Source organism: Apibacter sp. (assembly GCF_025291155.1).
Classification (GTDB): domain Bacteria; phylum Bacteroidota; class Bacteroidia; order Flavobacteriales; family Weeksellaceae; genus Apibacter.
This window is the reverse complement of record NZ_JAMBJZ010000017.1, coordinates 1-23040: the sequence shown is the minus strand read 5'-3', so window position 1 is coordinate 23040 and position 23040 is coordinate 1. Positions and strand designations below refer to the sequence as shown.

General features: G+C 30.6%; 27 protein-coding genes. 18 read left to right on the top strand and 9 right to left on the bottom strand.

What is annotated here, in order from left to right; genetic code table 11:
- Positions 1-18: 18 nt before the first annotated feature.
- Complete coding sequence (locus tag M3Z80_RS03270) at positions 19-279, bottom strand: hypothetical protein (protein WP_293917547.1); 261 nt, start codon at positions 277-279, stop codon at positions 19-21.
- A gap of 114 nt (positions 280-393) precedes the next feature.
- Positions 394-684, bottom strand: coding sequence for a hypothetical protein (locus M3Z80_RS03265; protein WP_293917545.1), 291 nt, complete (start codon positions 682-684; stop codon positions 394-396).
- 164 nt (positions 685-848) lie between these two features.
- Here M3Z80_RS03265 and M3Z80_RS03260 point away from each other — a divergent pair, with 164 nt between their 5' ends.
- Together M3Z80_RS03260 and M3Z80_RS03255 are read left to right on the top strand one after the other, a co-directional pair.
- Positions 849-1955, top strand: coding sequence for a hypothetical protein (locus M3Z80_RS03260; protein ID WP_293917542.1), 1107 nt, complete (start codon positions 849-851; stop codon positions 1953-1955).
- Positions 1945-2511, top strand: a complete 567-nt coding sequence (locus M3Z80_RS03255) for a hypothetical protein (RefSeq protein WP_293917540.1) — start codon at positions 1945-1947, stop codon at positions 2509-2511. Before M3Z80_RS03260 ends, M3Z80_RS03255 begins: the two co-directional genes overlap by 11 nt.
- Here the strand turns inward: M3Z80_RS03255 and M3Z80_RS03250 are convergent.
- From M3Z80_RS03250 to M3Z80_RS03240, 3 genes are all read right to left on the bottom strand, one after another.
- Positions 2478-3047: a 5-formyltetrahydrofolate cyclo-ligase gene (locus M3Z80_RS03250; protein ID WP_293917538.1), complete on the bottom strand. Its 570-nt coding sequence runs from the start codon at positions 3045-3047 to the stop codon at positions 2478-2480. The genes M3Z80_RS03255 and M3Z80_RS03250 overlap by 34 nt on opposite strands.
- Positions 3048-3060: 13 nt before the next feature.
- Entirely contained in the window at positions 3061-3291 is a 231-nt protein-coding gene (locus M3Z80_RS03245) for a ferredoxin (RefSeq protein WP_293917535.1), read from the bottom strand.
- 177 nt (positions 3292-3468) lie between these two features.
- Positions 3469-4710: a U32 family peptidase gene (locus tag M3Z80_RS03240; protein WP_293917534.1), complete on the bottom strand. Its 1242-nt coding sequence runs from the start codon at positions 4708-4710 to the stop codon at positions 3469-3471.
- Positions 4711-4895: 185 nt separating this feature from the next.
- On the opposite strand from M3Z80_RS03240, the gene yidD reads away from it, so the two are divergent.
- Genes yidD through M3Z80_RS03220 form a run of 4 tightly spaced genes read left to right on the top strand, consistent with a single transcriptional unit; the run spans position 4896 to position 7031 of the window.
- Positions 4896-5132: a membrane protein insertion efficiency factor YidD gene (gene yidD, locus M3Z80_RS03235; protein ID WP_293917531.1), complete on the top strand. Its 237-nt coding sequence runs from the start codon at positions 4896-4898 to the stop codon at positions 5130-5132.
- Between the two features lie 6 nt (positions 5133-5138).
- Complete coding sequence (gene lgt / locus M3Z80_RS03230; protein ID WP_293917530.1) at positions 5139-5993, top strand: prolipoprotein diacylglyceryl transferase; 855 nt, start codon at positions 5139-5141, stop codon at positions 5991-5993.
- 1 nt (position 5994) lies between these two features.
- Positions 5995-6846 (top strand): glutaminyl-peptide cyclotransferase, encoded by an 852-nt coding sequence (locus M3Z80_RS03225; protein ID WP_293917528.1) that lies wholly within the window; start codon positions 5995-5997, stop codon positions 6844-6846.
- Positions 6795-7031, top strand: coding sequence for a glutaminyl-peptide cyclotransferase (locus M3Z80_RS03220; RefSeq protein ID WP_293917525.1), 237 nt, complete (start codon positions 6795-6797; stop codon positions 7029-7031). The genes M3Z80_RS03225 and M3Z80_RS03220 overlap by 52 nt, the downstream gene beginning before the upstream one ends.
- A gap of 167 nt (positions 7032-7198) precedes the next feature.
- On the opposite strand, the gene lipA is transcribed toward M3Z80_RS03220, so the two are convergent.
- Positions 7199-8056 carry a lipoyl synthase gene (lipA, locus tag M3Z80_RS03215; RefSeq protein ID WP_293917523.1) on the bottom strand — a complete coding sequence of 286 codons (858 nt, stop codon included), beginning with the start codon at positions 8054-8056 and terminating at the stop codon, positions 7199-7201.
- Positions 8057-8260: 204 nt separating this feature from the next.
- On the opposite strand from lipA, the gene M3Z80_RS03210 reads away from it, so the two are divergent.
- Genes M3Z80_RS03210 through M3Z80_RS03175 form a run of 8 tightly spaced genes read left to right on the top strand, consistent with a single transcriptional unit; the run spans position 8261 to position 16439 of the window.
- On the top strand, positions 8261-9265 hold the full coding sequence (locus M3Z80_RS03210; RefSeq protein ID WP_293917522.1) for an AAA family ATPase: 1005 nt from the start codon (positions 8261-8263) through the stop codon (positions 9263-9265).
- A 40-nt stretch (positions 9266-9305) separates the two neighbouring features.
- Complete coding sequence (locus M3Z80_RS03205; protein ID WP_293917520.1) at positions 9306-10172, top strand: DUF58 domain-containing protein; 867 nt, start codon at positions 9306-9308, stop codon at positions 10170-10172.
- A 2-nt stretch (positions 10173-10174) separates the two neighbouring features.
- Positions 10175-11107 (top strand): hypothetical protein, encoded by a 933-nt coding sequence (locus tag M3Z80_RS03200; RefSeq protein ID WP_293917518.1) that lies wholly within the window; start codon positions 10175-10177, stop codon positions 11105-11107.
- Positions 11097-12098 (top strand): vWA domain-containing protein, encoded by a 1002-nt coding sequence (locus M3Z80_RS03195; RefSeq protein ID WP_293917516.1) that lies wholly within the window; start codon positions 11097-11099, stop codon positions 12096-12098. Before M3Z80_RS03200 ends, M3Z80_RS03195 begins: the two co-directional genes overlap by 11 nt.
- Positions 12099-12107: 9 nt before the next feature.
- Positions 12108-13124, top strand: coding sequence for a VWA domain-containing protein (locus M3Z80_RS03190; RefSeq protein WP_293917514.1), 1017 nt, complete (start codon positions 12108-12110; stop codon positions 13122-13124).
- Between the two features lie 16 nt (positions 13125-13140).
- Positions 13141-13962: a tetratricopeptide repeat protein gene (locus M3Z80_RS03185; RefSeq protein WP_293917512.1), complete on the top strand. Its 822-nt coding sequence runs from the start codon at positions 13141-13143 to the stop codon at positions 13960-13962.
- Positions 13962-15803 carry a BatD family protein gene (locus tag M3Z80_RS03180; RefSeq protein ID WP_293917511.1) on the top strand — a complete coding sequence of 614 codons (1842 nt, stop codon included), beginning with the start codon at positions 13962-13964 and terminating at the stop codon, positions 15801-15803. Before M3Z80_RS03185 ends, M3Z80_RS03180 begins: the two co-directional genes overlap by 1 nt.
- A gap of 42 nt (positions 15804-15845) precedes the next feature.
- Positions 15846-16439, top strand: coding sequence for a MarC family protein (locus M3Z80_RS03175; protein ID WP_293917509.1), 594 nt, complete (start codon positions 15846-15848; stop codon positions 16437-16439).
- 240 nt (positions 16440-16679) lie between these two features.
- Here M3Z80_RS03175 and rnpA read toward each other — a convergent pair whose 3' ends face one another.
- On the bottom strand, positions 16680-17078 hold the full coding sequence (gene rnpA, locus M3Z80_RS03170; RefSeq protein ID WP_293917508.1) for a ribonuclease P protein component: 399 nt from the start codon (positions 17076-17078) through the stop codon (positions 16680-16682).
- Between the two features lie 122 nt (positions 17079-17200).
- Between rnpA and M3Z80_RS03165 the strand changes: the two genes are divergently transcribed.
- The 3 genes from M3Z80_RS03165 to M3Z80_RS03155 all read left to right on the top strand — a co-directional run bounded on the left by M3Z80_RS03165 (position 17201) and on the right by M3Z80_RS03155 (position 18871).
- Positions 17201-17614 (top strand): BrxA/BrxB family bacilliredoxin, encoded by a 414-nt coding sequence (locus M3Z80_RS03165; RefSeq protein ID WP_293917507.1) that lies wholly within the window; start codon positions 17201-17203, stop codon positions 17612-17614.
- A gap of 1 nt (position 17615) precedes the next feature.
- Positions 17616-17942, top strand: a complete 327-nt coding sequence (locus tag M3Z80_RS03160) for an SUF system Fe-S cluster assembly protein (RefSeq protein ID WP_293917506.1) — start codon at positions 17616-17618, stop codon at positions 17940-17942.
- A gap of 233 nt (positions 17943-18175) precedes the next feature.
- Positions 18176-18871, top strand: a complete 696-nt coding sequence (locus M3Z80_RS03155) for an RsmE family RNA methyltransferase (RefSeq protein ID WP_293917503.1) — start codon at positions 18176-18178, stop codon at positions 18869-18871.
- A 108-nt stretch (positions 18872-18979) separates the two neighbouring features.
- Here the strand turns inward: M3Z80_RS03155 and M3Z80_RS03150 are convergent, their stop codons facing one another.
- Together M3Z80_RS03150 and proS are read right to left on the bottom strand one after the other, a co-directional pair.
- A complete protein-coding gene (locus tag M3Z80_RS03150) occupies positions 18980-20224 on the bottom strand; it encodes a 3-deoxy-D-manno-octulosonic acid transferase (RefSeq protein ID WP_293917501.1) in 1245 nt (414 codons plus the stop codon).
- A 157-nt stretch (positions 20225-20381) separates the two neighbouring features.
- Positions 20382-21854: a proline--tRNA ligase gene (proS, locus tag M3Z80_RS03145; protein ID WP_293917499.1), complete on the bottom strand. Its 1473-nt coding sequence runs from the start codon at positions 21852-21854 to the stop codon at positions 20382-20384.
- Positions 21855-22026: 172 nt separating this feature from the next.
- Between proS and M3Z80_RS03140 the strand changes: the two genes are divergently transcribed.
- The coding region (locus M3Z80_RS03140) for a hypothetical protein (protein ID WP_293917497.1) at positions 22027-23040 on the top strand (1014 nt) is incomplete at its 3' end.

The following is a 23040-nucleotide window of genomic DNA, read 5'->3' as shown; positions in this document are numbered from 1 at the left end:
TTAAAATGTTTTTGATTTTTACTTATTTCCTGTTGTACTAGGGGCTATTTCTTGTTGAGGCTGGGCATTCATCCCTTGTACTTGAGGATTATTTTCGTTTTTAAGGGTTTTTGAACTATCTATGGGAGATGCCGGCGCAATTTCTTCTTGTCCTTGTGCATTTAATCCGACCATAGGCTGAGTAGGTTTTTCGATTTTATTGTTGTGCTTGTTATCACAAGCTACCAATGAACTTGTTATAATTGTGATGGCAGTAAATTTTAAAAATATTTTTCTCATCACGTAAGGTTTTAAATTAGTTTTCTGAAAAATTGTAATATTTTTTAAATTTCAGAAAAAAGGCTACAAAAATATTGTAACCTTTTGTCGATTTTGTTTAATTTTAAACAAATTTTATTTTGCTTTTTTAGCTTCATCAGCTTTAGGAGCAGGAGCATCAACTTTAGTATCAGCAGGTTTAGCATCAGCAGGTTTAGCATCAGCAGGATTAGAAGCATCAACTTTAGCTGAATCAGGAGTAGCAGGTGCAGCATCTGGAGTAGTAGATTCATCAACTACAGGAGTAGTTGCAGTAGAATCAGTTGTAGAAGCAGCATCGTTACCTTTTTTTGTGTCATTACATGCAACGAATGAAGTTGTAGCGATTACAGTTATAGCTGCAATGTTTAAAATTAGTTTTTTCATTTTGTAAGCTTTTTTAATTAAATATAATTTTAATTTAGAAGACAAATATAGATCAGTTAAACTTTGTTGCAAGATTCAAATGCTTGTAATATTTTTGTAAAACTTTAAAAATAGTTTTACAAAAAATGTATATTAAGAATCAGTAAGTTGTATTTATTTTACAAATGGCGGGACAGGAAAAAATATTCTTTGAGCAATTGAAAAAAGAGGTTACTAAAACCTTTTTAGAAGATTTTCCTACCTTGAACCCTGATATTTCAAAATGGAAAGGATTAGATATTATATATTTTCAAGAACATCTTCGGCAAAGAGTTAAAGGAAATGTTAGTGAAAAGTGGTTTTATACCTACTTTAAGTCTTCTTTTGAAAAATTACCAAGAATTGATATGCTTAATCTCTTAGCTCAATATTGTGGGTATAAAAGAGGTTGGACAGAATTTTTGGAGAAATATAATCTTAATGAAAAAGAAGAAATTTTTAATGTCAATTTATCTAATAAGGAAAAAGACTTCCACAGTTTGGATTCTCAAGACATTTATTTAGAAGATAGAGAACTTAGCAATAAAGGAATAGACGAATATGAGAAAGTAAAGGTTACGAATAAGCAAGAGCAATTAGCTAATTTCAAAAAAATTATTTATATAGTATTAGGCTTACTTAGTACATTGCTTGTAATTATTGGTGTTGATAAATATTATGAGCACATAAACACCTTTGAATTTTGTTTTTATGATGCAGATAGAGGTTCATTGATCAAATCCAAGTTAGAAGTTGTTATACAAAAAAATGGTGTGTCTCCTGAATATTACACTGTTTCCAATGGATGTTTTACCTATAGGTCCTCAAGAGATACACTTAAAATGACTATTAGTTCTCCTATGTATAAAAAAGAGTCTTTTGTGGTAGGGTTAAAAGAAATTCGAGATAAAGGAGATGAAAATAATAGAAATTTCAAATTACGGCCGGATGATTATGCAATTATGCTATATTATTATTCTACGGCCGAGAATAATTCGGATGAAAGCAAAAAATCACAATTTATAAAACAGAGAAAGGAGGAATTAAATAAATTGATTGCGGATGATGCACTTATATATCAAGTTTATGATAATGAATTATTTGGAGTAGAAGTGCTTGATAAGAAAAAATATATTGATTTTATGACAACACCTACTACTTCACTAAAAAACTATGTTCTTATAAATAGTCAGATAAATAAAAACAAAAAAATTGATTTAATAAAATTCAAAATCCAAAAAAATGATAAATAAGCATATAATTCTAATTATTATAATATTTCAGATAAAAGGTTTTGTAGCTTGTAATAATGACAAATATTACGAAGGAGAAAAAGATCCCGTTAAAATAAAAGAATATAATAATAAGGTTTATTACGCCTCTGAAAAGTTGGATTCCTTAGCGGTTATTTCGCACATAACAGAACAAAAATTACAAGAAGTATACGATTTAGCTATTTTAGCAACAGAAAATAAATCAAATAAAGAAATTGATACCCTTATCATATCACAATTACGTGGATATTTTCCTAAAAAAGACACTGTTTATGTAAGTAAGATTGTTAAATATCTAGACTCACTACAAGTTAAATATATAAAAATTGAATTAGAGAAAAAACAATTGGAAGATACAACAATCTTAAATGATTCGGTTGGAGTAATCTATTATAAGGTTCATTACTATAATAATAAGAAAAAGCACTTTTCTACCCAAAAGGATAAAGCAAATTACATTTTAAAGAAAAATCCTGAGAAATTTAAGTCGGAATTTAAATTTTATTTTACCTCAATTGGGAAGCTTGATGAATAGGTAGGTGTAATGATATAGTCTAAAGGTACATCCCAATTTGCATAATCATCAATACTATCAATCGGATCAAAGAAAGAAAGTCCAACCTTAATTGATGAAGAATATTTTTGTAGAAAAGAATCATAGTATCCTTTACCATATCCCACACGATTGCCTAAAAAATCGTAGGCTAGCAAAGGAATAAAAATACATTCTATATTTTTAATAAATAGATTACTTTGGTTAGAAGGTTCAGGAATACCCCATGTATTTTTTTTTAAGATAGTTTCAGGAGAAAGTTCATAATGTAAAAGAGCATTTCCATCAACCTTCGAACAATACACTTTATTTTTATTATCCCACAAATGTTTGATTATTATTGAGGTATCTACTTCTTTTTTCTCAAGAATTGATAAGAAAATATGATAAGAATCAAATTGAGACAATAAAGAATTTTTCCATTGTATGCAAATGTCTTTTGACAAGGCAATAACTTTTTGATCTGAAAGTAAAGTTCTTAACTGTAAAAATTTTTTACGAGCTTCTTTTTTTAGCATAACTAAGTAACCCTTAAATTTTTTTCACGGAAATAATTTTTACTGGACAAGCTTTAGCTGCTTTATCGGCTACATCAAAACAGTTATCATCAGGATTCTTTAATGTGTAGAAGCCTTTTTTTTCTTGAGATCTCAACAAAACGGACTTTCCGTCTTTTTTGGACATACGAAAATTTTCTGGATCAAATTCCGAACAATAATTGCATCCAATACATTTATCTCTTTGAAGTGTTATAATTACCATATATTAAGAAAAAATCTAAGCTAAAATCAGTTTATTCTCTAACTCAACTGCATTTTATTACTCTATAATCATACGCATATACGCAATTTCATCTTTTTCACCAATTATTATTTAACTTATAATGTAGATGACTTTATTGATAAATTTAACAAACCAAAACCAGATAATTTTATCAATTTATACCTTAACAACTTTATATAATTTGTCGGATGGACGAATTTTAAAACTTATCGGTAACGTAAGAATATCTCCTTTTTTCGCTTCTTGAGCCGGTATATCATCAACCATCATTGAAATAACCTCAGCTTCCTGAGAACCGGTGGTGGGACCCTGAATTAATATTTTATCTCCTACACTAAGATTATATGCTTCAATTTCAAATTCACCAATTTTAGTTTTTGGATAAAAATGCCTTCCTTTTCCAATGTATATCTTCTTTTGAGTTGCATTCGAACCCGGATTGTCAGACCATTCGCCAAGCTTTTGACCTAAATAATAGCCACTCCAGAATCCACGATTGTAAACAGTTTCCAGCTTTTTTATCCATAATGAAACAGCACCTTTGCAAAAAGTTCCATTAGAAATAGCATCAATAGCTTCTCGATAACATTTGGTTACAGTAGCAACATATTCCGGAGCACGCCCTCTTCCCTCAATTTTAAGCACTTTTACACCTGAATCAATAACCTGATCAAGAAAATCAATAGTGCATAAATCTTTAGGAGACATCATATATTCATTATCAATTTCAATTTCAAACCCTGATTCCTGATCAATAACCGTATATTTTTTTCTGCAATTTTGTTTGCACGCGCCTCGATTTGCAGATGAATTATGAGAGTGTAAACTTAAATAACATTTACCTGATACAGCCATGCATAAAGCTCCATGTCCGAAAATTTCTATTTCGACTAATTTGCCATTTGGTCCCTTAATTTGTTCTTTATTGATTTGTGAAGTAATTTTTTTTACTTGGCTCAAACTTAATTCTCGACTTAACACCATAGTGTCGGCAAATAAAGAATAAAATTTTACAGTTTCAATATTGGTAATGTTAATTTGGGTAGAAATATGAACTTCCATTCCAATTTGTCTTGCATAAGCTATAACTGCTTGGTCCATAGCAATAACTGCTGTTATAGAAGCAGATTTTGCCCGATCCAAAACAGTTTTTATAATCGATAAATCATGATCGTAAATAATAGTGTTCAACGTAAGATAGGTTCTCACACCTTTGGGAGAACATCTTCTGGTAATCTCATTCAGATCATCCAATGTGAAATTAACAGAGGAACGCGCGCGCATATTTAACTGTTCGACTCCAAAATAAATGGAATCAGCGCCGTTATCCAATGCCGCTTGTAATGATTCAAAATTTCCTGCCGGACACATCAATTCTATCTTTCCACTTACTGTCATTGCTAAACTTAAATTTGACGCAAAAATAAGAAATATAACCTATATAAATAGGAACTCATTATCTAGGATAATAATCTTATAATAGATAATATTAATGTCGATAAATTAGCTTTAGCTAGTTAAATATTTATTAATGCAGAATGTCATCTTAAGGAAAACTGTATCTTTGTAGGGAAATTGATATAATGATAAGGAAAATAACTATATTCCCGATAGTCGTATTAATACGCTTCTATCAGGTTGCTATATCTCCTTGGATGGGAAATAATTGTAGGTTTACTCCCACTTGTTCTGCCTATATGCTGGAAGCATTAAAAACTCACGGATTATTCTATGGGTTTTGGTTGGGAAGTAAGCGTATTCTGCGATGTCATCCTTGGGGAGGAAAGGGTTATGATCCGGTACCTAGAAAAATTAAGTGATAATAGATGAATCAGCTTTTATATATTACATGGGATCCAAGTTTGGGAATATCCATAGGTAGTTTTACATTGAGATTTTACAGTTTGATGTATGTTATAGCGTTTGGATTAGGTTTTTATCTTATGGATTTTATTTTTAAGAAAGATAAGGAAGATAGAAAGTTATTAGATCCTTTATTTATTTATATGTTTTTGGCAGTAATCATAGGGGCAAGATTAGGGCATGTGCTGTTTTATCAGAAGCAATTATTTATACAAGATCCATTAGCCGTATTTTTACCCATACGTACAAAACCTTATTTCGAATTTACTGGCTATTCCGGGTTAGCGAGCCATGGAGCAGCCATAGGGATACTAATTTCCTTATATTTATTTACAAGAAAATATTTGAAACGATCCCTTTATTGGATATTGGATAGAATTGTAATTCCTGTATCAATAGGAGGAATGTTTATACGATTCGGTAATTTTTTTAATTCAGAAATTATTGGAAAGCCCTCTTCTTTACCTTGGGCGGTTTTATTTATTCAACAAGATACTGATGAATACGGAAGCCTAGTACCACGTCATCCTTCTCAACTATATGAAGCTTTAGGATATTTACTATTATTTATTTCTCTAATGTATATATATTTAAAAACAGATAAAAAGAGATATTCTGGTTGGATATTTGGATACTTTCTAATTGTACTGTTTGGCATAAGGTTTCTAGTAGAGTTTTTTAAAGAACCTCAAGGAAAAGAGTATATTAATTGGTTAGGCTTAAACACAGGTCAATGGTTGAGTGTACCTTTTATAGCTGCAGGTATTTACATATTAGTGACTGCTAAAAATAGGATTTATACTTCAAAAGCAAAATAAAATGAAAAATCTAATATCAAAACTATTACTATGCATGCTGGTCGTTATAAGTATAATAGGGTGTAAAGACCCTGAAAATATAAGTATCAGTACCAATTTTGAAAAATTAGATGATAAACCGTTACACATAGGAGATAAGCTTCCATTGGATTTTAATACTAAAGACGGTATAATTGATTCGTATAGTATTAAATTAAACGACAAAATATACGATAAGAAAAATATTATCCTGGATGAATCCAATGCTAAATTAGGGAGTAATTATCTCGTATTGACTGTAAACTATAATGGAAAATATAAAAAAGAGATAGATGCTACTTTTACAGTATTTCCAAAAGAAAAAGAGAAAGATATAACCTATAAAATTTTTCAAGAATATCCTCATAATCCTGAATTATTTACGCAAGGATTCACTTATAAAGACGGATGGATTACTGAAAGTTCCGGGCTTTATGGGAAATCATTACTAGTAAAATATAAGCTAGGGTCAACCTCTTATACACAAAGTGTTAAAATTGATCCTAAATATTTTGCAGAAGGATTTGCACTTCTAGATAAGAAATTATATTTGCTAACTTGGAGAGAAAAAAAAGGCCTCATTTTTAATGAATCTGATTTTAAATTAGAGAAAGAATTTACCTATCCCGGCACCTTATTTGAAGGCTGGGGAGCAACTACTATAGGAGATAAAATATTAGTATCAGACGGTTCTTCAGAATTAAAATTTTACGATAAAAATTTTAATCTTCAAAAAAGGATTACGGTATCGGATATGAAAATGTTTATTCCAGGATCAATGAATTGGAATATGCTGACGGATATATCTTTGCAAATGTTTTCGATCAGCCCATAATCCTTATCATTGACCCGGAAAATGGAACTGTAATAGCAAAAGCCGATTTTTCAGAATTAGTTAAACAAAATAAATCCAATGAAGAGGCTGTTTTGAATGGCATTGCTTATATGGAAGGAAATACATTCTTAATTACAGGAAAATTATGGCCTAAAATGTATAGAGTCGGATTTGAGATGAAATAATTTTCTAAAGGATGAAGAAATCCTTACATATCTCAAAGAGACTTTATTATAATAAAAAATTGCAACTTAGGAAATGGATTTAATTTTTAAATCCATTTCCTATTTATGGTAATTTAATTTACATCTATAAAAGAAAAAATAAAGTAAAGCCGGTGTAAACTGTGAAATCAATTCACATGTTTTTCGGCATGATAAGAAGAACGTACTAAAGGACTACTTTCAATATGTTTGAAATTTCCTAAACTTCTAGCAAAACTTTCATATTCTTTAAACTGATCAAGCGAAATAAATTCCTTTACTGGAAGGTGTTTTTTACTTGGTTGTAAATACTGCCCAATAGTTATTACGTCTACACGAGCATCATGAATCTCTTTAATAGATTCGTAAACCTCCGATGGTTTTTCCCCTAATCCCAACATAATTCCCGTCTTAGTCCTTCGTTGACCTTGCTCTTTCATATAATGAAGAACATCCAAGCTTCGGTCATATTTTGCTTGTATACGTACTTCACGAGTAAGTCGTCTCACTGTTTCTATGTTATGTGAAATTACCTCAGGTGCAGCCTCAAGAATTCTATTTATATGTTTATGAATTCCTTGAAAGTCAGGTATTAATGTTTCCATTGTCGTACCCGGGCTTATTCGGCGAACAGTCTTAATGGTTTCCGACCATATAATAGACCCCATATCTTTTAAATCATCACGATCTACAGAAGTTAAAACAGCATGTTTTACTTTCATTAATTTGATAGAACGAGCCACTTTTTCCGGTTCCTCCCAATCAATTTCTGAAGGACGCCCTGTTTTAACACCACAAAAACCGCAGCTTCTTGTACAGATATTACCCAGTATCATAAAAGTAGCCGTACCTTCTCCCCAACATTCTCCCATATTCGGGCAACTTCCACTTTGACAAATTGTATTTAGCTTATATTTATCAACGATTTGTCTAAGTTCATTATAATTTTTTCCAGAAGGAAGTTTTACTCGAATCCATTTGGGTTTTGTTAAAGTGGTTGGTTCCATAAAACTAATTTTATTTTTGCAAAGTTACTAACTTTATTATTGTCATTATCTTGAGTGTTGTAAATAATGAAAAAATATAATTCTTAAAATATACTGTTATATATATATAAATTTTGGGTATTTAATGTAAATTTTAACGAATTATTAGCAAAACAATTCGAATAAAATATTGAACTTTGCTATCAGTTAATTTCGAATAAAATAATGGAGTATACAACAACTTCTGAAGAAATAAAAAGTATTATAGAAAAAGTACAAGAAAAAAGCAAGCCTTTTAATTTACTTAGTAAAGAAATCAATCAGGTAATTGTAGGCCAAAAATATATGATTAATCGATTGTTAATAGGTTTATTAAGTAATGGACATGTTTTATTAGAAGGGGTACCGGGTTTGGCAAAAACATTAGCCATAAAAACCTTAGCAGAAGCGCTTGATGGTGAATTTTCGCGAATTCAATTTACGCCTGATTTATTGCCGGCTGATGTATTGGGAACGATGATCTATAATATGAAAGTTAATGATTTTTCGATAAAAAAAGGACCTATCTTTGCTAATTTTATATTGGCTGATGAAATAAACCGATCGCCGGCTAAAGTTCAGTCTGCTTTGTTAGAAGCCATGCAAGAAAAGCAGGTTACCATAGGAGATGAAACTTTTCAATTAAAAGAACCTTTTTTAGTATTGGCAACACAAAATCCTATTGACCAGGAAGGAACCTATTCATTACCTGAAGCTCAAGTTGACAGATTTATGTTAAAATGTGTAATCTCATATCCTGATTTTGAGCAAGAAAGAACAATTTTAAGACAAAATATTTTTGGTGAAAAATATAAAGTTAAAAAGGTTGTCACATTAGATAATATCTTAGAAGCTAGGAATTTGATAAAAGAAATATACATGGATGAAAAGATAGAAAGTTATATCTTAAATATCATTTTTGCTACCCGTCATCCTGAAAAGTATAATCTTTCAAATTTAAAACCTTATATACTATTCGGTTCATCCCCGAGAGGCAGTATAAGTATGGCATTGGCAGCCAAGTCTAATGCATTTTTAAATCAAAGGGGATTTGTTATTCCTGAAGATGTAAAATCCGTTGCTAAGGATGTACTTCGTCATCGAATAGGAATTACCTATGAAGCTGAGGCAGAAAATATATCTTCAGAAGATATAATTGATCAAATTCTTAATTCGATTAAAGCACCCTAATCTAATAATAATTATATAATTAAATCAAAAATAGTAGAAATTGACTACGGAAGAGCTTCTAAAAAAGGCGAGACTTATTGAGCTAAAATCTAAAAGAAGGATTGATTCTATGTTTTTAGGAGAATATCTTAGTTCTTTTAAAGGAGTAGGAATGACATTTTCAGAGGTTCGTCAGTACCAATTTGGCGATGATGTAAGAAAAATTGACTGGAATAAAACAGCACGTTTTAATGAGCCTTTTGTGAAAATATTTGAGGAAGAAAGAGAAATGGTGTCAATGATTTTAATTGATATCAGCGCATCCATGAATTTCGGAACTCAAAAACAATTAAAAAAAGAAACGGTTGCAGAAATAGGGGCCACTCTGGCTCTTTCTGCAGTTAAAAATAATGATAAAGTAGGATTAGTTTTATTTTCCGATAAAATTGATTGTTTTATCTCTCCTAATAAAGGAAATGCTCATATCGTAAGAATAATAAAAACGATTTTGGAAGCAGAGCCTAAACGTACAAAAACAGATTTAAACCTAGTATTTGATTTTATAGTAAAAACTATAAAAAGGAAATCAGCCATTTTTCTACTTTCGGATTTCGATGTTATCTATTTTGAAAGAAATCTACGAGTATTGACTAGAAAGCACTATTTGACAGGAATTCGTATATACGATCGTATAGAAAAAGTATTTCCTGACATGGGAATGATTTATCTTGAAGATTTAGAAACTGGAAAATTGCAGTGGGTTGATACATCCTCTAAAACCGTTCGGGATAAATATTCGGAATATTATCAGCAATTGATTACTCTTACAGAAAATGCATTTATTAAAAATGGAGCAGGTTTTTTGCATGTACCCACTCAAGCGGATTATATAAAAATATTGTTTAATTATTTTAAAGGACGTCATTAATTGTGAAGTTTAAAATTTTCATATTATATTTTTTTACATTATCCCTATTTATTCAAGCTCAAGGGCCTATTTCGAATATTTCAGCTGATCATATAAAATATGGAGAGCCTGTTGTCTTGAAAATTTTAGTTAAAGCTCATAAGAACGATACTATAATTTTTCCAACTATAATTGATACGCTTAGCGCAAAATTTGAAGTTTTAGAAAATAAAAAAGATACTTTAACGAAAGGAAACTTTTGTTTATTTAGTGACAGTATAATTTTCTCAGCTTACGAATCTGGAGTATTCACGGTTCCTCCTCAACGAGTTCTTGTAAACTCCGGAGAATATTTTACCCCTCCCTATAAAATTACTGTTGAAGCTGTGCCTACAGACAGTATTAAAACTCCATTATTTGATATAAAAAACATAATAAAAGAGCCTAAAAACGGTTGGGATTACCTTCGAGAATATTGGATTTATGTGGCAATAATAATGGGTATACTACTTGTTTTTATGGCAGCATTTATTATATTTTATTTGTTAAAAAGACAAAGAAAAAAATTGGTTAATCCTATCATAAATCCTGATATAATTGCATTTAAAAGATTGAAAAAGCTCAAAAAATCAAATTATCTGGAAAAAGGATTAAATAAAAAATATTATTCAGAATTGACAGCTATTTTAAAAGACTATATGGAATCCCTTTGGGATTTTCCAGCCACTAAACTTTTATCTGACGATTTATTGGATTACATAAAAAAAGAAAAGTGGGTAGATCAACAAGAAATAGAAAATCTTACGGTTATTTTCAATGCTGCTGATTTGGCAAAATTTGCAAAATACAAGCCTACTATTGAAGATACGAAATTACACACAGATTTTGCGAGAAATTTTATAAATAGCACTAAAATTAAATCCTCCAATAATAAAACTTCACAAGATGAACAATAATATAGAATTTGGATATCCTTGGTTTTTAGTTTTATTATTAATTATACCGATATTTATTTTTTTAAAATATAGGAAAAGAAATGCACCTAAAGCAGTAGCAATACCTAATCTCTATGCTTTTAAAGCTAAAAATAATAATAAGGTTTTTTTTAGACCTATATTATTTTGGTTGAGATTATTTATCATGATCTTATTAATTCTTGCCATAGCAAGACCCAGAGTTGTCGGACAGTCTCAAGTGCTTGAAAGCGATAAAGGTATTGATATAATGTTGACGGTAGATGTATCATTAAGTATGCTAGCAAAAGATCTTAATCCGGATCGGCTCACGGCACTTAAAAAAGTAGCTCAAAATTTTATCTTTGAAAGACCAATAGACAGGATTGGTTTAATCGCTTATTCCGGGGAGGCCTTAACCATGGTTCCTTTAACTGTAGATAGAAATATTCTAGTTCAACAAATTGAAAATTTAAAAACTCAGACATTAGAAGGGGGGACTGCTATAGGAGTTGGTTTAGCAACAGCGGTAAATCATCTCAAAAAAAGTAAAGCAAAAAGTAAAATAGTTATTTTAATGACGGACGGAGTAAATAATGATGGATATGTTGAACCTACATTTGCTGCCGATATTGCAGCTGATGAAGGAATTAAAGTTTATACGATCGGAATTGGAACGAATGGCTATGCATTATTCCCTACTCAAATAGATCAATTTACGGGAAAGATTTATTTTGAGAAACAGAAAGTAGAGATTGATGAAGATTTATTAAAGCACATTGCACAAAAAACAGGGGGAGAATACTTTAGAGCCACCGATGCAGGCAGCCTTCAAAATATATATAATAGAATAAACAAATTAGAAAAATCTGATATTAATGATTTAAAATATTATAATTATAAAGAAAAGTATAGAATGTTTCTTTTTCCCGCATTAATACTTTTATTAATTGAATTATTTTTAAGAGGTTTTGTATTTAGAAGTATAAATTAAAAAGAAATAATGAATTGGCAGTTTGAGAAAATATCATATTTTTATTTATTGTTATTCATACCTTTTTTGGTATGGAGGCTATTATTTCTGCTTAAATGGAAACGATCTAAAATAAATCAATTTGCTGAACCGCAGTTACAGAAAATTATTTTCGGAACTATTGGTTTTTCGAAATTTACGTTAAGTAATATCGGCATTATTTGCGCCTTTGTTTTGATGGTTTTTGGGCTGGCTAATTTTTTTGGTGGTTCCGAAAAAAAAGAAGTTAAAATCGAGGGAATAGATTTGGTTTTCGTAATTGATGTTTCAAAATCAATGAATGCTGAAGATGTAGCTCCATCCAGAATGGAAAAAGCAAAAAAAATTATATCCGATTTTTTATCTATATTAGGAGGGGATCGAGTAGGAATTGTAGCTTTTGCAGGGAATGCATATCCAATCATGCCCTTATCTAAAGACTATGGCGTTGCTGAGCTCTACTTAAACGAGCTTGGTACTAACTTTATTACCACTCAAGGAACTAATATAGCAGATGCAGTTTTGGAAGCTTCTTATATGTTATCACATACTTCAAACACATCTAAAGCGATACTTTTAATATCTGATGGAGAGGCTCATGAAGGAGAAATAAAAAGAGCCATAAATACAGCAAATAAAAACAAGATATCCATATTTTCTGTAGGAATAGGTACTTCTCAGGGAGCTCCTATACCTTTATTTTACGAAGGGAGCAGGTATTCAGAATATAAAAAAGATGAAAATGGAGATATAGTTTTAACTAAGTTGCAAGATAGCACATTGAAACAATTGGCAAAAGGAACCGGAGGACAATATTTTTATGGAGGACGTAATACCAAAGATGTTGTTACGCGACTATTTAAAACCATGTCAACCCTGGATAGAACCGACCAATCCATGAGCATTAATTATGATTCAAAACAATATTTTCAATATTTTATAGGGGGAGCACTTTTGCTAATTTTTATTGTTTCTTTAACAAATTATAAGAGAGATTTTATGGTTTAATCTTAGTATCTTTGTTATGGTGTATAGTAAAAAAAAATATTGGGCACTCATTTTTATCTTACTAATAAATATTTTTCAAGCTCAAACAGGAGCTGCAAGAAAATATTTATTGGAAGGAGATAAGGCTTATACGACTGAATCTTATCAAGATGCAGCAGCTAACTATTTAAGATCAATACAAGAAGGAGAAGGTTCGTTTAAATCTAATTTCAATTTAGGAAATGCTATGTATAAATTGAAAAAATATGATGATGCATTACTCCAGTATGAGAAATCTTTATCATTTGCAACTGATAATACTGAAAAAGCTAATGCTTATTTTAATATGGGAGATGCTTATTTTCAAAAAAGATTGTATGAAAAAGCTGCTGAATCATTTAAAAGCGCTTTGAAATTAAATCCAAACGATGAAAACGCCAGGTATAATTATACCCTCTCAAAACAAAAAATAGAAGAAAAACAACAAAAACAAGAAGAGCAAAATAAAAAAAATAATAGCGAGCAGGAGCAAAATAACGGAAATAAAAAGGATGATTTAAAGAAAGATAAAAATAATCAAGCTGAGCCAGATAATAAAAATGACGAACAAGGAAAGACAGATGCTTCAAGTAATGAGACCAAAAAAAATGAGGATGCTGACCGAAATGGAAATAAATCAATAAAGAACCAAGAGAAACAATCTCATACTAGTAATAAATCTAGTCAATCAGATGTGTATCAGAAATCTTACTATGAAAATATTTTAAAAGCAATGGAAGAACAAGAAAAAAGAGCACATCAAAAAATTATAAACAAACGGACTGTTCGCTCAAAAGGACAATCAAATAAAGATTGGTGATGAGAAAATTTTTTATAATTTTTTTACTTATCATTTTAGGAACGATATGGGCAAAAGCTCAAGTATCTTTTCATGCCATACCACAAAAAAATCAAGTAGGGATTAATGAGCCTGTACGTATACAATTTTTACTTTCCATAAAAAATGAAGAAATTAAGAATCTTGGTAGAATTAAATTACCTTCATTTTCAAATACACAAGTAATAGGTAGGCAAGTAATTCAAAATCAGAGCTATGATAGCGAAGGGAACAATGTTATTGAATATGGCGTTGAAGTTATATTAAGAGCTGTAAAGAAAGGAAGCATTCGGATAGATGCTGCGCAAGTTTCGGTTAATTATAAAAAATATGAAACAAAACCTTTAATAATTACTGTTTCGGGAGAGCCTAATAGTCCTGAAGAGGATACAGCATTCAATTCCAAAATGGGAGAATTTTTTCTAAAATTAAAGGTTTCTGAAAAAAGTCCTTACCAAAATGAAGGCATTGTAACAAATTTAAAATTTTATACCCGTAGAATAGAGTTATTAAATAGTATGACTAACCTGACTATGCCTGATTGTCAGGGAGTTTTCGTGCAACACGTTAAAGAAAGAAACAACGTTGTTGAGCAAGAAATAATTAACGGAGATATATATTTTTCGAAAGTAATAGGATCTTATATTATGTTTCCAACCCAATCAGGAACAATTATTATCAATCCATTTATCTTGACATTAACGATTCCGGATGGTTTTTTTAATGAACATGATTTAAATATAAAATCAGCTCCAGTTTCTTTACAAGTTAAAAAACTTCCTGAAGATTCTCCGGAAAACTTTTATGGGCTTGTAGGACAGTTTTATATGCAGGCTTCTGCTAATAAAAAAGAATTGCAAACAGAGGAAGCAGTTACTGTAAATGTTGAAATTAATGGAAAAGGTAATATTAGTCTTCTTAAATCCCCAAACTTAAATGTATCAGAGGATATAGAAAAATATACTCCAAAAAGTAAATTGGAATCTGAGAATACTTCTGATGGGATAAGAGGAAAATTAAATACTTCCACGATATTAGTTCCTCAAAAAGTTGGAAAATATAATGTCAATGTTGAGACTATTAGCTATTTCGATCCAAAAGAACAAAAATACAAACAGTTATCTGTAGAACCAATTTCAATAAATGTGTTATCTAACTCATTAATTAAGAATGATGAAGATTCATACAATGTTTCAAGTAAAGATTCAGACTCAGGAATAGCTATCCATCATGAACCTAAATTCACTATTAGAAAGAAGGTCGAAGAAGCATTCAAGATGAAAAATAATAGTGTTGAAAAAGTATTAATTCTCTTACCGTTAGTTTTAATTTTTGTAATTATTATAGGACTTGCAATTATTTTATTTATATATATAAAGAAAAATAAATCTAAAAAAGAAGAATCTAAAAAAATACTAAATCCTACTTTAACTAAAGAAAATAAATTTACATTTAGTAGAAAACCTTATATTAATTCAGTTCCCAACGATTACAAATCCGAATTATCGGAATTGAATCACTTAGCACAAGAAGGAACAGATAAAAAAGAATTTTATATTCTATTAGAAAGGATATTAATAGAAGTAGCCCAACAACGTTTACGTAATGAAAAGGAAAGTTATGTGACTTCAGTTGATTTAGAAGAAGAGCTAGCAGATAAGTTAGGGGATGAATTATCTGAAGAATGGAAGAATTTGCTGTTAAAGTCACAAATCGAACGGTATTCAAGTGTAACCGAGCAGGAATCCTTATTATCAGTGTATTCAAAAACTAAAGACTTAATTAAAAAAATAAATACTGATTTAAATCTAAAAAACTTTTAAAAAAGATTATTGAGAAATTTCTTTATAATTAAAATTTTAAATATGCCGGTACATTTTTCTATTCAGGAAATAGCAAGTTGTTTTATGGTTTTATTTGCCATAATTGATATTTTTGGTAGTGTCCCTATTATAGTTAGCATAAAAAGTAAGGTAGGATATTTACAAGCAAAAAAAACAACGTTGGTAGCTTGTACTATCATGATTTCTTTTTTGTTTGTAGGAGATAAATTACTTAAGCTTATAGGAATAGACGTATATTCTTTTGCTGTTGCCGGGGCAATGGTTCTCTTTGTGATAGCCTTAGAAATGATTCTTGGTATTGAAATAAATAAGATCGATGAACCACAGTCCGCTTCTATAGTACCTTTAGCATTTCCTTTAATTGCTGGTGCCGGAGCATTAACTGCCGTCTTGGCGTTAAAGGCAGAATATCATACAGAAAATATCATTGTTGCTATTCTCCTTAATATGGTTGTAGTTTACTTAGTTTTAAAATATGCCGGAAAACTAGAGCAGATCTTGGGAAAAGGTGTTATTTCAGTAATGAAAAAAGTTTTTGGGATAATTTTACTAGCGATTTCCATTAAACTATTTACCGCAAATATAACATCATTATTGGAAAAAGTATCTCAATAAAAAACAAAAAACATATTTAGTATATTTGTAAAAATTTAAAGATGAAATATTTTTTAAATATAACTCTTATTGCTTTTATACTGATAATCGTTTTTAATGCAACGCAAATTAATTATAGTTATGAATTAACAACTGATCCTAATGATAAATATTTCTATTGCTCTATATTAGCAATATTCGGTATACTGCTAATATTTATAGTGAAAGGTTTAAAGAAATTAGTACAATCCAAATAAATAATTAAGAAGATTTTATTTTTTCAAGTAAACGCAAATAGCTTTTACTTAAAATTTTATAGGTAGGGATTTCTTTGCCATAAAAGATTATCATGAATAAATGTGGGGTAGGAAAAGTATTATATAATTCTAATTTGTTCAACCGATAGCATTCACGTAACAGCCTCTTAATTCTATTCCTGTCCACAGCATGCTTAAAACATTTTTTAGATACTGACACACCTACTTTATGTAATCGTATGGATTCAGGAGAATCACAAGAAATGATTCTTAAAGGATATTTATTATACCAATTTCCTTTTTCAAACAAATGCTTAATAAGTTTGTAACCCTTTAAATGTTCTTCTTTTGAATATTTTTGATTCATATAAACATATTCCGCATTAATGCTAATAAACAGCATAAACATTAATGACAGTTTTGATATAAGTAAAATTTTAAGAATTCCTCTGCCAAAGATAGGGCATTTGTAATAATCATAAACATTAATTATTTTTGCATAAAAATAAATAGTAAACAGAATATATGTATCCAGAGGAAATGGTAGCGCCAATGAAAGCGCAATTAACAAATAAAGGTTTTGAAGATTTAAATACATCAGAAAAAGTATTAGATGCATTAAAACAACCAGGAACCACTCTATTGATTATTAATTCGGTTTGTGGATGCGCGGCAGGAGGAGCACGTCCTGGAGTATTATTATCAGTAGAGGGAGAGGGGAAAAAACCCGATCATTTAACAACAGCATTTGCAGGATTTGATGTGGAGGCTGTAAAAACAGCTAGAGAACATTTGGCTCCGTTCCCCCCGTCATCACCTTCTATAGCTTTGTTTAAAGATGGAGAATTGGTTCATTTCCTAGAAAGACATCATATCGAAGGTCATTCGCCGGAATTGATTGCTGAAAATTTAAAACAAGCCTACGCAGAATTTTGTTAACATGTCATTAAAAGAAGAACAAATTCAATCGTTATCTGAAAAGATCGTTGAGAAATTAAAAACCGTTTACGATCCAGAAATTCCGGTTGATGTTTATGAATTAGGTCTGATCTATGATATACAAATAAGCACCGAAGGAGATGTAGAAATATTGATGACTTTAACAACTCCCAATTGTCCGGTAGCTGAAACACTTCCTATGGAAGTAGAAGAAAAAATAAGTGCTATAGATGAGGTGAAAGAAGTAAAGGTAAAAATTACTTTTGAGCCTACCTGGGATAAAGATATGATGAGTGAAGAAGCTAAATTTGACCTAGGCCTTTTATAACAACATAGAAAGTTAAAATTTATTTAATCTCTAATAGAGAAGAAGGAGAGGCATACTATGTCTCTCTTTTTAATACTATCAGTTGAGTTATAGATTTAATCAATAGTATTAATAATCCATAAAATAAGTTTTCCTTTATCCGTTAAAAATACATTAAAAATTTTCGATCAATCCACACAAGACTTTAATTTCAATTATAAATAGATAACTTTGTTTTATAAAAGCCACATTGCATGAGATTATTTATCGGAGAAATAAATCAAAACGAAGTACAACTTCGGGAAGAGGAAGAACACCATATTATTAAAGTGCTAAGAATGAGAGAGGGAGATGAAATTTATGTTACAGATGGAAGGGGGGCGCTTTTAAAGGGAAACTTACGAATATTGGGAAAAAGAGTTAAGGTAGAAATTATAAAAACATATTCCACCTCTCTTTCATTTCATAATGGATTGCATATTGCCATAGCTCCCACTAAAAATTTAGACAGATTTGAATTTTTTATAGAAAAAGCCGTAGAACTAGGAATTTCCAAAATTACTCCTTTATTGTGTGCTAATTCAGAAAGGAAAATTTTAAATATTGATAAAATTAAAAAGCAGGTAGAAACCGCATGTAAACAATCCCTAAGAACAATTTTTCCTGAAGTATTTCCACTAACTTCTATTAAAAATTTTATACAATCTTCTCAAGCAAAATTATACCTAACACATTGTTACAAAGAATATAATAAAATTTCACTAAAAGAAGTCTTAGAGAAAGAAAAAGAAATAACTCTTTTAGTAGGTCCCGAAGGTGATTTTTCTAAAAAGGAAGTAGAAGAACTTTATTCAATGGGCTCTATCGGAGTAAGTTTGGGTGAAAATCGCTTACGAACAGAAACGGCTGGAATTTTTATAGCCTCAAGTTATTATCTTTATAATAGTTAGATTTTTTACATTATAAATTAAATATCAAACTACGTAAGAGCAGAGGTTTATATTTGCTCTAAATTTATCTATTTAAAAAACTATATATCCATAATTGGCTTTATAGAATTATTGAATCTTGTCAAAATAATCAAGAATAAGTTGTACAGAATCAGGCTTGCTTATAACATATTCCTTTGCCTTCTCACCAATAATTATTCTTTTTTCTTTATTGGCCAGCAGTTCAACCAAAATTTCATTAAACTTATTTTGATTATGTATAATTACTGCTCCACCATATTGAAGCAATTCAACCGCCTCAATAAATTTATCATAAATAGGACCGTAAATAACGGGAGAAGCAAAAATAGCAGGTTCCAATACATTATGAACCCCCTCCTTTCCAAAACCACCGCCTACATAAGAAATATCTGCATATGAGTAAACTTTTGTTAGTATTCCAACGGTATCCAAAATTAAGATTTGATAATCCGCTGGATTTTTATCTTTGATTTCCGAAAATAACAGCGTCTTTGGTATAAATTCAGCTCTTAATCTTTGAAAGTAATCAACATTCATATTATGAGGCGCGATAAGTATTTTGCAATTAGTGAAGAAAGTTGAATTAATAAAGTTTTTTAAAAGTTCATCATCTTCTTTCCACGTACTTCCGGCAACTATTAAAGTACTATTTTCTTTAAAAATAGAAAGCCAATCTAAATAATTGTTTTGTTTAAGAAGCATTTTAACTCTGTCAAAACGCGTATCTCCTGATATGGTTACCTGCTGAATGTCAATAGAATTTAATAATGTCTTTGAGTTATTGTCCTGAACAAAAAAATGCGTAACTTTTTTTAATATTGAAACAAACCATTTTCCTCTAGGCTTAAAATATACTTGATCTGGACGGAATACACTGGATATAAATATAGTCGGTATGTTTTTACTAATAAGAGCTTGTAATACATTATACCAGAAATCATATTTTACAAAAATTGTGTAAGAAGGGTGTAAAAGTTCAATTAATTTTTTTGCTTGAGAAGGTGTATCCAAAGATAAATAAAACAAAAAATCTGCAAAGCATTTATTTTTAACTACTTCATACCCGGAAGGGGAAAAAAAGCTAACCGCTAACTTATATTCAGGAAATTTTTTTCTTAAAGCAATAAGTAGGGGAAGTCCCTGTTCATATTCACCCAAAGAAGACACATGCATCCAAATAACAAGGTCATTGTGAGAAATTTCTCTTTCTATTTTCTGGAAGACTCCTTTTCTTCCTCGTATCCAAAGTTTAGCTTTAGGATGGAAAAAAGAAGCAATTTTCATGCCTATACCTAAAAGGTAAATTCCGAGTGTATATAAAAATGAATTCAAAATTTATTGTGTTTTATGTAATATTTTTTAGTCAATTATTCTTAAAAAAATTGCCTTAATACAATTAAGGCAATTCATTATTCTATGTTTATTTAATTAATAAAAATCTCATTTAAAATTTTTTCGAAAATGCGAAATTACAACAGCTAAATAAGCATTAATAAGCTCGAGCAAATAAAACTCTTCTTTGGGAAGGTTTTCCGGAGTAAATACATACACCATTTTCTTCTTTAGCATCTAGAGGGATGCATCTAATAGTTGCTTTAGTTTCGGCTTTAATTTTTTCTTCCACTTCCAAAGAACCGTCCCAATGTGCAGAAACAAATCCTCCTTTCTCATCTAAAACTTTTTTAAATTCATCGTACGTATTTACTTCAGTTATTAATGAGTCTCTACGTTCTTTTGCTTTATTAAAAATATTTTGTTGAATATCTTGTAGTAAGCTTTGGATATATTCAGCCAATCCGTCCACAGAATGCAAATGTTTCTCCAAAGTATCTCTACGAGCAATTTCAACTTGTCTGTTCTCAAGGTCTTTCGGGCCTATGGTTATCCGTATAGGTACCCCTTTTAATTCATATTCGTTAAATTTCCATCCCGGCTTGTATTCAGTTCTGTCATCAAATTTAAGACTGATATTCATTTGTTTAAGTTGAGATTTAAGCGTGTAAGCCAGATCGGCAATAGCATTTAATTGATCTTCGGTTTTATGTATAGGTACAATAACTACTTGAATTGGAGCGATTTTCGGAGGAAGTACCAAGCCGTTATCATCAGAATGGGACATAATCAGAGCCCCTATAAGACGTGTAGATACCCCCCAAGATGTAGCCCATACATATTCTTGTTTCCCCTCTTTAGATTGATATTTTACATCAAATGCTTTGGCAAAATTCTGTCCTAAAAAATGGGAAGTTCCCGCTTGTAGTGCTTTACCGTCTTGCATCATTGCCTCAATGCAATAGGTTTCTTCCGCACCGGCAAACCTTTCGGCCGGAGATTTTACTCCTTGTATTACAGGTATTGCCATAAAATTTTCTACAAATTCGGTATAAACTTTCAACATTTTTTCTGCTTCCTCTATAGCTTCTTCTTTAGATACATGAGCCGTATGACCTTCTTGCCATAAAAACTCTGCAGTTCTTAAAAATAGTCGGGTTCTCATTTCCCAACGAACCACATTGGCCCATTGATTAATAAGAATAGGCAAATCACGATGAGATTTAATCCAATTTTTATAAGTATTCCATATAATTGTTTCAGAAGTGGGTCTTACAATCAATTCCTCTTCTAATTTAGCTTCCGGGTCTACTACCACCCCATGACCGTCAGGAGCATTTTTTAATCTGTAATGAGTAACCACAGCACATTCTTTGGCAAATCCTTCTACATGATCTGATTCTTTAGATAAGTAAGATTTAGGGATAAATAAAGGAAAATACGCATTTTCATGTCCTGTATCTTTAAACATTTGATCTAAATGATGTTGCATTTTTTCCCATATAGCATAACCATACGGTTTAATAACCATACATCCTCTAACCCCCGAATTTTCAGCCATGTCTGCCTTAATTACCAGTTCGTTATACCATTTACTGTAATCATCTTCTCTTGATGTAAGTGTTGCCATATTGCTTTTCTAATGTTTTAAACTTATATTTAATTTGCTGTTATCATACTTAAATTATTTAGTCACCTTACAATTGTGACCTTTGTTTTTTCTTAAATTGGTATGACTTTTGTGAATCAAAATGATTTAAGAACAAAAGTATAATAAATATATAAACTACTAAAAAAATATCATGAAGAATATCAGTTGTAATTTAGGACGAGTTTTCATGAAAGTATGTGCTCTATTAATAGTGTCAGTTTTTTTAACGTCATGTTACGTAGGTCAAACTTCATATGCCGGTGAGGATAGCGTATATTATTCTCATAAAACTCACAAAAATAAAAAGAAAAAAAAGCAACAAGCGTCTTACGATTATGTATACGATGACGATTCAAAATCATCCGTTGAGAGCCAAAATTCTACTGAAGTACGCATAGGAAAGAAATATATAGATCCTACTTCTAATGCAAGTGACTTATTGTATGATGATAATGATTCTTCTGAAGATATTAGTACAAATAGCACCAATCATTATAGTGAGCAAATAGATCGGTCTTATACTTACAATTACAGTAAAGACAATTGGGGAGACGATGATGTTACTATAGTAAATAATTATTATTATGGAGGTTACGGTCCTTATTATTCTAATTATTGGGTCGATCCGTATTGGGGGTGGAGAAGTTATTGGAGACCTTATTATGGATGGAACTGGGGTGTATCAATTGGCTGGGGTTGGTCTGGCTGGGATTACCCTTCTTACTGGGGGCCATCTTGGGGATACTATCCGGGGTATTGGAGACCTCATCATCATTATTGGAATAATGGATGGTGTTGTTCAAGATACTATCCTAGTTATGGTTCAAGATCGGCTTATTTAAATAGTTATAGAGGAAGTTCATACATATCTAGGTCTTATGGAACATCCCGTTCAAGGCAAATTCAAGGTATACAAAGACAAAATAATAGAAATACGATTATTTCTGGAAGTAGAGGCAACGATTTGGCTATTTCAAGAAATAATTCAGGTATAGTTTCTGGTTCAAGGAATAATACGATAAGTAATTCAAACGGATCAAGATCTAACGGAGAAATAAGAGTATCTAGAAATAATATAGGGACAATACAAGGGAATTCAGAAAATACTATAGGTAATTCAAACGGATCAAGATCTAACGGAGGAATAAGAGGATCTAGAAATAAT